7 protein-coding genes are annotated in these 12,717 nt (G+C 61.2%); 5 read left to right on the plus strand and 2 right to left on the minus strand.

The window, feature by feature from the left end:
* Positions 1–4 precede the first annotated feature (4 nt).
* Positions 5–1,087, plus strand: a complete 1,083-nt coding sequence (locus AC007G_RS12525) for an oxidoreductase (RefSeq protein WP_479466604.1) — start codon at positions 5–7, stop codon at positions 1,085–1,087.
* A gap of 128 nt (positions 1,088–1,215) precedes the next feature.
* Here AC007G_RS12525 and AC007G_RS12530 read toward each other — a convergent pair whose 3' ends face one another.
* A complete protein-coding gene (locus AC007G_RS12530; protein WP_163922567.1) occupies positions 1,216–1,398 on the minus strand; it encodes a hypothetical protein in 183 nt (60 codons plus the stop codon).
* A gap of 130 nt (positions 1,399–1,528) precedes the next feature.
* On the opposite strand from AC007G_RS12530, the gene AC007G_RS12535 reads away from it, so the two are divergent.
* From AC007G_RS12535 to AC007G_RS12550, 4 genes are read left to right on the plus strand one after another with little or no spacing between them, the layout of a single operon-like run.
* Positions 1,529–3,208, plus strand: a complete 1,680-nt coding sequence (locus AC007G_RS12535; protein WP_180888537.1) for a ShlB/FhaC/HecB family hemolysin secretion/activation protein — start codon at positions 1,529–1,531, stop codon at positions 3,206–3,208.
* A complete protein-coding gene (locus AC007G_RS12540; protein WP_032700060.1) occupies positions 3,208–3,756 on the plus strand; it encodes a toxin-activating lysine-acyltransferase in 549 nt (182 codons plus the stop codon). Before AC007G_RS12535 ends, AC007G_RS12540 begins: the two co-directional genes overlap by 1 nt.
* Entirely contained in the window at positions 3,749–12,136 is an 8,388-nt protein-coding gene (locus AC007G_RS12545; protein WP_180888538.1) for a hemagglutinin repeat-containing protein, read from the plus strand. The genes AC007G_RS12540 and AC007G_RS12545 overlap by 8 nt, the downstream gene beginning before the upstream one ends.
* 17 nt (positions 12,137–12,153) lie before the next feature.
* Complete coding sequence (locus AC007G_RS12550) at positions 12,154–12,345, plus strand: DUF4926 domain-containing protein (RefSeq protein ID WP_072000066.1); 192 nt, start codon at positions 12,154–12,156, stop codon at positions 12,343–12,345.
* A 110-nt stretch (positions 12,346–12,455) separates the two neighbouring features.
* On the opposite strand, the gene AC007G_RS12555 is transcribed toward AC007G_RS12550, so the two are convergent.
* Entirely contained in the window at positions 12,456–12,614 is a 159-nt protein-coding gene (locus AC007G_RS12555; RefSeq protein WP_167394775.1) for a hypothetical protein, read from the minus strand.
* Between the last annotated feature and the right edge of the window lie 103 nt (positions 12,615–12,717).

The raw sequence follows: 12,717 nt of genomic DNA on the forward strand, positions 1-12,717 counted from the left end.
GGTAATGAATAAAGTCATCGCTCGTGAAGGTAAAAACATTAATATTGCGCTGATCGGCTATGGGTTCGTCGGCAAAACGTTTCACGCCCCGCTGATTCAGTCAGTGGAAGGCCTCACGCTGGCGGTCGTTGCGTCCGGCGACGAAGAGAAGGTGAAGCGCGATCTGCCGGATGTCACCGTCATCGGCTCACCCGAACAGGCCGTTCAACACCCGGATATTGACCTGGTGGTGATCGCCTCCCCCAACGCCACGCACGCCCCGTTAGCCAAACTGGCGCTGAATGCCGGGAAACATGTGGTAGTGGATAAGCCCTTTACGCTGGATATGCAGGAAGCCCGCGAGCTGATTGCGCTGGCGGAAGAGAAGCAGCTGCTGCTTTCGGTCTTCCACAACCGCCGCTGGGACAGCGATTTCCTCGGCATTAAACAGGTTATCGAACAAGGGCTTATCGGCAATGTTAAGCACTTTGAGTCGCATTTTGACCGTTTCCGCCCGGAAGTTCGCGTGCGCTGGAGAGAACAAAATGTCCCCGGCAGCGGATTATGGTTCGATTTGGGGCCGCACCTGATCGATCAGGCGCTACAGCTGTTCGGCCTGCCGCAGTCGGTGCAGGGCAATATCGCCACCCTGCGTCAGGGCGCGGAGATTAATGACTGGGCGCATGTGGTCTTAAACTACCCGCAGCATAAGGTGATTTTGCACTGTAGCATGCTGGTGGCCGGCGGCGTATCGCGCTTTACCGTCCACGGAGATAAAGGCAGCGTGGTGAAACAGAAAGCCGATCGGCAGGAAAGTCAGCTGCTGGCCGGAGTGGTTCCCGGCAGCGAAAGCTGGGGGCATGATGACGATAGCCTCGTGGCGTTTGATGCCAGCTCGCAGCCGCGCGAAATCCCTTCCCCACAGGGCGACCAGCGCCAGTACTATATTAACGTGCGCGATGCGTTAACCGGCAAGATTGAGAACCCGGTCCAGCCGCTACAGGCGCTGGCGGTGATGGCAGTATTAGAAGCGGCGGTACAGTCGGCGGAATCAGGGACGGTGCAAAGCGTTGCGCTGACCGCAGATGAGCTGGCGGCATTGCAATAATTCGCGTTCCCCCGTGACCTGCGGTTTTGCGCAGGTCACGCCCCGCCGCCCGCGGCTGGTCGCGGCACGCACCGTGCCAGCCCACTTATCTGATAGCGCAGCTTGCCCACCGTTCAGCGACAGTGATGTCAGGCGGATACCCTCGCCCACAGCCAGGTATCGTTTTCGGGTAAATTCTTATCTTTATTCTCCTGCTGACGGCGCTCCCTGAAGCCAGCAGTACCTTTTCTGGTAGTTTTTCCCCCGCCTGTATCGCTAAAAAAGCGCGAGAGACCAGCATTATTTAATAAAATACAATAAGTTATATTCATATTATTTCTCACGCCTCCCGGCGGGAACGTTCTCTTTTTCGGAATAAACCTGATTTCCTTTCCTTGACGATAACTGAACAATTTTACATAAATTCACAGTTGTTCATTTATTAACATTGCAAGGATGCCAATGAGCCGCAAAGCTACCATTTGCAAAGCGATCGCCTCAGCGTCAGGCCTGTTTTTTCTGCTCCCGGCCCACGCCGCGAGCCCTGACGATCAGTTTATTATTCAGCAGCAGCGTCAGAAGGCGCTGGAACAGCAGCTGACGCCGCCGACGCCGGACGTGCGCCTTTCTGAGCCCTCTTCCAGCTTCGGACGTATCCCTTTCCCGACGGAATCCCCCTGCTTTCCCATCCAGCGCGTGGCGTTGAGCGGCCAGCAGGCGCTCCCCCGCTGGCTGCCGCTGCAGCGCATCGCCGACCAGGCACAGGGGCATTGTCTGGGGGGCAAAGGGATTAACCTGCTGATGAGCACCCTGCAAAACCGGCTGGTCGATCATGGCTGGATCACCACCCGCGTGCTGGCCCCCTCGCAGGATTTAAAAAGCGGCACGCTGAAGCTGACGATTGTGCCGGGTTACGTGCGCCACGTACGCCTGACGGAACAGAGCGACCGCTATATCCAGCTGTATAGCGCCTTTCCGGCGCACGAGGGCAATTTGCTCGACCTGCGCGATATCGAACAGGGGCTGGAAAACCTCCAGCGCCTGCCTGGCGTTGAGGCCAGTATGGAAATTGTCCCCGGCGACAATCCCGGCGAGAGCGATATCGTCATTACCCGCAAGCAGGAGAAGATGTGGCGCCTGGGGCTGTCGCTGGACGACTCGGGCACGGAAACCACCGGCCGCTATCAGGGCGGTGTGACGCTGTCTCTGGATAACCCCTTCTCGCTCAGCGATTTACTCTATTTCTCCGCCAGCCACGATCTCGACGACAACGGCGGCAAGAAAAGCCGCAACTACATCGCCCACTACTCGGTACCGTACGGCTACTGGATGCTGGGGATCACCGGCAGCGACTACGACTATCACCAGACGGTCGCAGGTCTGAACGGCGATTATCGCTACAGCGGCAAAAGTAAAAATCTCGACGTGCAGCTCAGCCGGGTCCTGCACCGCAGCGGAACGCAGAAGACGACCTTCACCTATGACGTACTGGCGCGCGAGAGCCGCAACTACATTGACGACACCGAAGTGGGCGTACAGCGTCGCCAGACGGCGGCCTGGCGCGTGGGGCTACAGCATCGTCATTATATCGGCCAGGCCACTCTCGACCTCGGCGCCAGCTACCAGCGCGGCACCCGCTGGTTTGGCGCGCAGCCGGCGCCGGAAGAGTACGTCGGCGATGCCACCGCGCTGAGCAAAATCACTCAGCTCAACGCCCAACTCGACCTGCCTTTCACCCTCGGTAGCCAAAATTTCCGCTACAACGTGCAGTACCTGCGCCAGATCAGCAACACCCCGCTAACCCCGCAGGATCAGTTCGCCATTGGCAACCGCTGGACGGTACGCGGATTCGACGGCGAACGCACCCTCAATGCCAGCCACGGCTGGTACGTCCGCAACGATCTGGCCTGGCGCACGCCGCTGGAGAACCAGGAACTCTACCTCGGCGCGGACTACGGTGAAGTCGGCGGCTACAGCTCTGATTACCTGATCGGCCAACACCTGGCGGGCGGCGTTGTCGGCGTGCGCGGCAACGCCTTCCGCACCGGGTATGACCTGTTTGCCGGAACGCCATTCTCCAAGCCGGATGGGTTCCACACCAGCGCCGTGACTCTTGGCTTCAACCTGAACTGGAGCTGGTGATGCGCGTAGGACAATACGAGATCAAAGCGCCGCTGATATTCGGCGGCGAGGACAACGAAGCCGAAGTGCTGGGGGCCAGCGTGTGGCTATGGATGCATTCGCCGATGCACCGGGACGCCCCGCTGCACGCCCTCCCCACGCTGCTGTTGCCGATTATCAAGCGTCGTCAGTATGTGCTGATTATGGAAAACGAACGGCCGGTCTTTTTTCTTAGCTGGGCGTGGCTCAACCCGGAGTCCGAAGCCCGCTACCTCACCCGCCCGGCGATTGAAATGGCAGAGGCCGACTGGAACAGCGGCGACCGGATGTGGTTTTGCGACTGGATCGCGCCATTCGGCCATACCGCCGCTATGAACGCCCTGATGCGGCAGGACATTTTTGCCGACCACTGCGCGCGGGCGCTGTATCACCGCGGCGAACAACGCGGCAAGCGGGTGGTGATGTTCCATGGCCGCCGCGTCAGCCGCGTACAAGCCAGAGCCTGGCAGCAGGCGCATCCGCTCGCCGTCGATCTGCCGGAAGCGTTTAAAGGACTAAACCATGAATAAGAACCTCTATCGTATTGTCTTCAACAAAGCGCGCGGCATGCTGATGGTGGTGGCGGATATCGCCCGTTCCGGCCGCGCGGGCTCCGCGCGCGCTTCTGCTCCGGGACGGCTTCCGCGCCAGCTGCACGGCAAAATCAGCGCCATTAGCTTCAGCCTGTGGCTGGCGATGGGCGTGATTCACCCGGCGCAGGCCAACATCGTCGCCGACGCCGGGGCGCCGAAAAACCAGCAGCCGACGGTGATGCAGAGCGCCAACGGTACGCCGCAGGTCAATATTCAGACCCCGTCGGCCGCCGGGGTGTCACGCAATACCTACAGCCAGTTCGATGTTAACCAGCAGGGGGCGATCCTCAATAACTCGCATAAAAACGTGCAGAGCCAGCTGGGCGGCATGGTGGCGGGAAATCCCTGGCTGGCGAAAGGCGAAGCGAAGGTCATTCTTAACGAGGTCAACTCGCGCGACCCCAGCCGGCTGAACGGGATGATTGAAGTGGCAGGGAAAAAAGCCCAGGTCGTCATCGCCAACCCATCCGGCATTACCTGTAACGGCTGCGGCTTCATCAATGCCAATCGCGCCACGCTGACCACCGGCCAGGCGCAGCTCAATAACGGCAGTCTCACCGGCTATCAGGTCGAACGCGGCGAGGTGACCATCGAGGGCGCCGGGATGGACAGCTCGGCCGCTGATTACACCGATATTATCGCCCGCTCGGTGAAGGTTAACGCCGGGCTGTGGGCCAAGGATCTGAAGGTCACCACCGGGCGCAACCGGGTGGATGCCGCCCACGAACGCATCGAAAAAACCGGCGATGACCCGGCAACCCGTCCGCAGCTGGCGGTGGATGTCGCCAGCCTCGGCGGTATGTACGCGGGAAAAATCCGCATGGTCGGCACCGAGAGCGGCGTCGGGGTGCGTAACGCCGGCGCGCTTGGCGCCCAGGCCGGGAGCGTGACCCTGACCGCCGACGGCCGCATTGAAAACAGCGGCACGCTGCGCGCCAGCGAAGACGCCACCGTTCGCACCGCCGGCGAGTTCAGCAACAGCGGCGCGCTGACCGCCGGCCGACATGTTGACATTCAGGCGGCAAGCCTCACCAGCAGCCACAGCAGCGTGCTGGCCGCCGGGGTACAAAATGACGGTAAGCTGGCGGAGAGCGGCGACCTGCGGCTGCATGCCGACGGCCAGCTGAGCGCCCACGGCCAGACGCTGGCGGGCGGGAGCCTGCGCGCCAGCGGCCAGGGGGTGGACGTCAGCGGCAGCCAGACCCAGGGCCAGCGGGTCGAGCTGGACAGCGGCGCGGGTAACCTCCTCAGCCAAAACGCCGAGGTCAACGCCCGGGAGTTGACTCTGCGCAGCGGTCAAACGCTTAACAACGACGGCGGCACGCTCAGCGCCGACGCGATCACCCTCTCCGCTCAGCATCTTTCGAACCACAAAGGCAAACTGGTGCAGACCGGCAGCGGCGCCCTGGTGGTCAAACTGCCGGGTGACATCGATAACCGCGAGGGGGAGATTGCCGCCAATGGCGATATTCAGCTCGCCGCACAGTCTGTTAATAACCAGGGCGGGAAAGTGCTGGCGGCGCAAAACGGCAGCCTGACGGCGCACGCCCGGACGACGCTGGATAACCGCAAAGGCACCCTCGCCGCGGCAGGCGATACCCGGATCGACGCCGGGATCCTCAACAATAACGAGGGGCTGATCTCCGCCGCCACCGGCCGCGGCGACATCCGCAGCGCGCAGGCGGTCAGCAACAATAAGGGCCGTATCGAAGCGGCCAAAACGCAGGAAATCAGCGCCGCCGGGCTGAATAACCAGCAGGGGGTTATCGTCGCCGACGGGGCCACGCTGGCGCTCGCCGACGGCGCCTTCAACAACCAGTCCGGCTCGCTGTACTCGCACAGCGGGCTGGCTATTTACAGCGGCGCGCTCAACAACCAGCATGGTTATCTCGCCAGCAGCGGCACGCTCACCTTTAAAGGGGGCGATGTTGATAACCGCGCGGGCCAGTTCGCCACGGAGCAGACGCTGGACGCCAGCTTCAGCGCCTTCCTCAACCAGGAGGGCAGCCTGAAAGCGCTGAGTGCGATGACGCTGAACGGCGGCACGCTGGACAACGCACGCGGGGTCGTCGGCGCGGGCGGTGCGCTCAATATCGGCGTCACTACCCTCGACAACCGCCAGGGTACCCTGTTCAGCAGCGCAGACGCCCTGCTCCACGCCGACCGACTGGACAACCAGGGCGGCCAACTGGCGGCGCAGCGGGCGCTGACCTTTAACGGCGGGCAGCTGATCAACGATAACAGCGGCCTGATCCAGAGCGGCGATAGCCTGACGCTAACCGCCGACGACATCAGCAACCGCAGCGGCAGCATTATCAGCAGCGCAAACGCCACCCTGCGCAGCCAACAGTTGCAAAACGGCGGCGGAGAGATTCAGAGCGTCGGCGATCTGCTGATCGACAGCGTCCATGGCATCGTGGACAACGTTGCCGGGCTGATACGCAGCGGCGCGACGTTAACGCTCGCGGCCGCCAGGCTTATCAACCAGAATACCTCCGGCGACAATCTGGGACTGGAGGCGCAAACCATCGGGCTCACCACCGGCGCCCTCGATAACCAGGACGGAATCATTCTGGCCGATCGGTCGCTGACGGTGCGCAACAGCGGTGAACTCAACAACCGCAACGGTGGGCTGGCGGCATCCGGGACGGTGGATATCGGCGGCGATAAACTGGCACTGTTTAACCAGGATGGCACGGTGAAAGCCGGCGAGTGGCTGCGCATCGACGCGGACAGTCTGGACGGCAGCGGCCAGCTACTGTCGCTCGGCAACATGGCGCTGAGCAGCCGGCAGTCGCTGAATAACCGCGGCACGATGGTCGCCAACGGCCGCTTCACCCTCACCTCTACAGGGGATATCGTCAACGGCGGTAAGCTGCTGGCGGGCAGCAGCCTCGACATCACCAGCCGCAACCTGAGCAACGGGGTAAACGGCGAAATTAACGCCGGGCAAAACACCCTTAACGTCAGCGACACGCTGTTCAACGCCGGGCTGATTGACGGCGGCTATACGCGGATTAACGCCGGGACCCTCACCAACAGCGGCAGCGGGCGCATCTACGGCAACGCGATTGGCGTCAATGCCCTCACCTTCAATAACCTGGCGGAAAACGGCACGGCGGCGACCCTCGCCGGGCGCGAGCGCGTCGACCTTGGCGTGCAGACGCTGAACAACCGCGATCACGGGCTGATCTACAGCGGCGGCGATCTGCTGATTGGCGGCGCGCTGGCGGATAACGGCGCGGCCAACGGCCAGGCGGGAACCATCAACAACCACAGCGCGACGATTGAGTCCGCGGGTGATATGACCCTCGCCGCCGGGCAGATCAACAACATCAACGATCGCTTCACCACCGGGGTGGTGACCGTTTCTCAGGAGCAGGTGACCGAATATCAGCACACCGGCTCCCCCAACCGCTGGAACGCCACGGACGATGGCGTGTTTGTCGACCGCAACTCCGCCGACGGTCTGCGCAATCTGAACACCCCGGACGACACCGGGAGTAACAACGATAACTTCAACCAGTTCGATTATACCCGCACGGTGGAAGAGACGCGGATCCTCGAATCCGACCCGGCGAAGATCCTCGCCGGCGGCAATATGACCCTCACCGGCGACCGCCTGTTGAACGATAAAAGTCAGGTCATCGCCGGCGGCACCCTGGCGATAGCCGGTCTGCAGGAGGTGAAAAACGACGATGTGGCGGGCGAACGGCGGACCACCGACGTCGGTAGCGCCACCCATTACTACCGCATTCGCCACAAAGGGGGCGATGAGCAGGGCCGCGACCGTACCGCCTATACGCCGCCGAGCGAAATTCAGAGCATCTCCCTGAAGCCGGGGCAGCTGATCAGCGGCGGTAGCATCGAGGGCACGCCGCTCACCATTGACCCGCTGACCCCGCAGGGCACGGCGGCGGCTATCGGCGTCGCGGGCGCCGTCGCCGGGCAGCACACCGTCTCGCCTGGCGAGCCGGTCACGCCGCCGGCGGGCCAGCAGTTTGAGGTGACGCCCGCGGAAGGGGCGATTCGCATCGTCGGCCCGAATACCACCCTGCCGGATAACAGCCTGTTTACGGTCAATCCCGCCAGCGACGTACCGTATCTGGTGGAGACCGATCCGCGCTTCACCAACCAGAAGCAGTGGCTCGGTAGCGACTACATGCAGCACGCGTTAGCCGGTGACGGCGACACGACGCTGAAACGGCTGGGCGACGGCTACTATGAGCAGCGGCTGATCCGCGAGCAGGTGGTAGCCCTGACCGGCCAGCGCTACCTTGACGGCTACACCAGCGACGAACAGCAGTTTAAGGCGTTGATGGATCAGGGGATTACCTTCGGCAAACAGTATGCCCTGAAGAGCGGCGTGGCGCTGACCCCCGAGCAGATGGCGCTGCTGACCGGCGACATCGTCTGGCTGGTGAACACCACGGTGAAGATGCCGGACGGCTCACAGCAGACCGTGCTGGTGCCTCAGGTCTACGCCAAAGTCAAACCCGGCGACCTCGACGGCTCCGGCGCGCTGATCGCCGGGAATAACGTCAACATTAAACTCGACGGCGACCTCTTCAACAGCGGCACCCTCAACGGACGCCGCGTCCTGCAGCTTGACGCCGACACTATCACCAACCAGACGGGCACCCTGAGCGGCGACGATGTGCGCCTGAACGCCCGCAACGACATCAATAACATCGGCGGCATCATCCAGGGCGGCAGCAGCCTGCAGGCGGTGGCCGGGCGGGACATCAACGCCACCACCACCCTCGCCGACGCCCAGAGCGTCAGCGGCGAGAACCGCTTCAGCCGCACCACTATCGACAGCGTCTCCGGCATCTATGTCCAGGGCGACGACGGCAGGCTGACCCTGCACTCCGGGCGCGATATCACTCTCAGCGGCGCCCAGGTGGTCGCCAGCGGTGAACGCGGCGAGGTGCAACTGGTCGCCGGGCGCGATATCCGGCTCAACGACGTCACCACCGCCTGGCAGGATAATCTGGTGTGGGATGCCGACAACGCCCTCAGCCAGAGCCAGAGCCGCAGCACCGGCAGCGAGGTGACCGGCAAAGGCAGCGTCACGCTGAGCGCCGGGCACGACCTCAGCGCCCGCGGCGCCCTCCTCTCCTCCGGCGCGGCGCTGAACCTCGGCGCAGGCAATGACCTCACCCTCGCGGCGGGCGAAAACAGCCAGACGCTGGACGAACGCCACAAGGTCACCGGCAGCAGCGGCTGGCTGTCCAAAACCACCACCCGCACCGAGGACAGCGTGTCGCGGATGACGGCCCAGGGCAGCGAGCTCAACGGCGACAGCGTCAGCCTCACCGCCGGGCACGATCTCACCCTGCGCGGCAGCAGCGTGGCCGGCAGCGGCGACGTGGCCCTGCTGGCGGGCAACGATCTGCTGATCGGGACTCAGAATGAGTACAGCAGCGAACTGCACCTGAAGCAGGAGAAAAAATCGGGGCTGATGAGCTCCGGCGGGATCGGCTTCAGCTACGGCACCCAGAGCGTGAAAACCACCGACACCGGCGCGGACGCCACTCAGGCGGGCAGCACCGTCGGCAGCGTCAACGGCGACCTGACCGTGCGCGCAGGCGACAACCTGACGGTCACCGGCTCGGATCTGATCGCCGGCCGGGACATGGCCCTCAGCGGCAAAAACGTCGCCATCACCGCCGCCGAAAACCAGAGCCGGCAGACCCACGAGGTGGAGCAGAAAACCTCCGGCCTGACCCTCGCCCTCTCCGGCACGGCCGGCAGCGCCCTCAACAGCGTGGTGCAGGCCACCCAGGACGCCAGGTCCGCCGGCAGCAGCCGGTTGCAGGCCCTGCAGGGCGTGAAAGCAGCGCTCTCCGGCGTGCAGGCCAGCCAGGCCGCGCGTCTGGATGCGGCGCAGGGCAACGATCCGGCCAACAACAATACCGTTGGCGTCAGCCTCTCTTACGGCAGCCAGTCGTCGAAATCAACCCAGCGCAGCGAGCAGACCACCGCCCTGGGCAGTAGCCTGACGGCGGGACGCGACCTCAGTATCACCGCCCGCGAAGGCGACCTGAACGCGGTCGGCAGCCAGCTGAAGGCCGGTAACGACGTGGCGCTGTCGGCCAGCCGCGATATCACCTTACAATCGGCGCAGAACACCCAACTGCTGGAAGGCAAAAACGACAGCCACGGCGGCACGGTCGGCGTCGGGATTGGGGTCGGTTCCGGCGGCTGGGGGATCAGCGTCTCCGCCAGCGCCAACAAGGGCAAAGGCAGCGAAAGCGGCAACGGTACCACCCACAGCGAAACCACTGTCGATGCCGGCAACAATCTCATCCTCAACAGCGGGCGCGACACCACCCTCACCGGCGCCCAGGTCAGCGGGGATAAAGTCGTGATGGACGTGGGTCGCAACCTCACCCTCACCTCCGAACAGGACAGCGACCGCTACGACTCGAAACAGCAGAACGCCAGCGCCGGGGGCAGCTTCACCTTTGGCTCGATGTCCGGCTCCGCCAGCGTCAACCTCAGCAAGGACAAGATGCACAGCAACTACGACTCGGTGGTGGAGCAGACGGGCATCTTTGCCGGCAAAGGCGGGTATGACATCACCGTGGGTGAACATACCCAGCTGAATGGTGCGGTGATTGGCTCGACGGCGACTGCAGATAAAAACCGCCTCGACACCGGCACGCTGGGCTGGGGCGATATCGACAACCGGGCCGATTTTAAAACTGAGCACCAGAGCGTCGGCTTCAGCAGCGGCGGCAGTATCGGCAGCCAGTTTGCGGGGAACATGGCCAACGGCCTGCTGACCGGCGGGAACAACGAAGGACATGACAGCAGCACCACCCACGCGGCAATCAGTGAGGGTGACATCATCGTACGGGATAAGGACAGGCAACAGCAGGACGTGGCGAACCTCAGCCGTGACGTGGAGCACGCCAACCAGACCCTGTCGCCGATATTCGATAAGGAGAAGGAGCAGCAGCGCCTGCAGCAGACCCAGCTGATCGGCGAGATTGGCAACCAGGTGGCGGATATTGCGCGCACCGAGGGACAGATTAGCGCCATCAACGCTGGCAAGGCAGAGCTGGCGAAGAAAGGGATCACCGAGCCGGAGAAAGGCGCCAGCAAGGAGGCCTGGGAACGATATAATGCTCAGCTGGCCGCCACCGACGGCTATAAGGCGGCGCAGCAACAATGGGGCACCGGCAGCAGCGTTCAGCAGGCGATTCAGGCGGCAACCGCCGCCGTACAGGGACTGGCGGGCAGCGACCTGAAGGCGGCGCTGGCAGGCGGTGCGGCGCCGTATGTGGCGGAGGTTATCGGCCACTACAGCAATCTGGACGATGCGGGCAAGGTCGCCGTGCATGCGGTGGTCAACGCCGCCCTTGCCGCCGCGCAGAACCAGAGCGCCCTCGCCGGTGCCGCTGGCGCAGCCACGGCGGAAATCGTCGGCATCATCGCCACGCAGATGTACGGTAAACCGGTCAGCGAGCTGGACGAAACGCAGAAGCAGACCGTCTCGACGCTGGCAACGCTGGCGGCGGGACTGGCGGGTGGGTTGACCGGCGGAAGCACGGCAGATACAGTGACCGCTGCGCAGGCCGGGAAGACGACGGTGGAGAATAACGCACTGACTGCTGGTTCAGATCTTGGTTTTTGGTTAGGGAAGACGCCGGATTGTGACACAACCTGTAAAGCGAATATCGCAGAAGGAGTAGCGAAAGGTAACTTGATAGTTGCTGCGGGTGAAGTAACCATAGTTGCAGCAACTGCGGAAGTGGCTGTATTGGCAAGGACTGCGCTTGCTGGTTGTAAATTAGCTCCTATAGTTTGTCTAAATGATGCTGGTATAGCCACGGCAGAAGCGCTGGTTCCAGGTGGCGTTGGAGCCGGTGGTGCGATAGGGATTGGTAAAACGGCATCAGAAGCGGCAGCTGCTAAAGCTGAGGCTGTGGCAGCTAATGCAGTGAAAAACTCCGGAAATGGTACAGCTATAAATTCAATTAAAAATACAGTAGAAACACAATCTAGTGTCGAGCAGAAATTAGCTAACTATTTGTTGGATAAACAACATCCTGTCGGAGGAAGTAAGGCTGAGTGGTTCGATAGTGCTCTTGGTTTTAACAAAACAAACTCGAGCGAGCTTTCAAAACAAATAATTTTTGATCCTGCTAAAGCCGTTAAAACAACAGAAACTCAGTTTGGTACTAAATACGATCAGGTAATACCAATAACTGGTACGAATGGTAGAACAATTAACGTAAAATTTGGTTGGATTAAGAATAATGACGGAGTAGTTAGACTTGTAACTGCTATCCCAGCGAAGAAATAAATACTGGTATTTACTTTATGTTTAAAGAATATGATGTAGTAAAAGCAAAAAAAAACTTATCTACCACAGTTCCACAAGGATGTCTAGGTGCAATCGTTTTGGTATACCAAGAACCCATAATAGGCTATGAAGTCGAGTTCGTTGATAGAGAGGGAGATACATTAGATGTTTTAACAGTTTATCCTGATGATATCGAACTATCAGAATAGCAATCCACCTCTTGTCACTGTAAAAACTCTCGGTCATCGAGCCGGGAGTTTTACTTTCAGAATCAACCACAGTTCCGTTTCAGACAGTCATAACGCTCACGTTTGATTACTCACAAATCACCGGTATCGTTAAGCACACCGGGAAATGCCTTAAACTGATTCATCTTCTTCTTACTGAAATCCACCGCACTTAACCCTTCGACGCAACCCCACAGCTCGCGGCTGTCATAGGTGGTAATGTAAGTATCCCTGTAAAACGAACCATTCACTTGTTGATATCTGGCCTAACGTGTCGTAATGTCCGAGATGTCCCCTCTTATGGCACAAAGCCGTCTACGGTAACGGCCAGTGGCTGCTATGAGCGAAGAGCGG

The organism is Klebsiella sp. CSG-1 (genome assembly GCF_056521145.1).

Excerpts from the sequence above, each read along its gene's own strand:
- AC007G_RS12525 (WP_479466604.1), top strand. The coding sequence starts at position 5 with ATGAATAAAGTCATCGCTCGTGAAGGTAAAAACATTAATATTGCGCTG.
- AC007G_RS12530 (WP_163922567.1), bottom strand. The coding sequence starts at position 1,398 with ATGAATATAACTTATTGTATTTTATTAAATAATGCTGGTCTCTCGCGC.
- AC007G_RS12535 (WP_180888537.1), top strand. The coding sequence starts at position 1,529 with ATGAGCCGCAAAGCTACCATTTGCAAAGCGATCGCCTCAGCGTCAGGC.
- AC007G_RS12540 (WP_032700060.1), top strand. The coding sequence starts at position 3,208 with ATGCGCGTAGGACAATACGAGATCAAAGCGCCGCTGATATTCGGCGGC.
- AC007G_RS12545 (WP_180888538.1), top strand. The coding sequence starts at position 3,749 with ATGAATAAGAACCTCTATCGTATTGTCTTCAACAAAGCGCGCGGCATG.
- AC007G_RS12550 (WP_072000066.1), top strand. The coding sequence starts at position 12,154 with ATGTTTAAAGAATATGATGTAGTAAAAGCAAAAAAAAACTTATCTACC.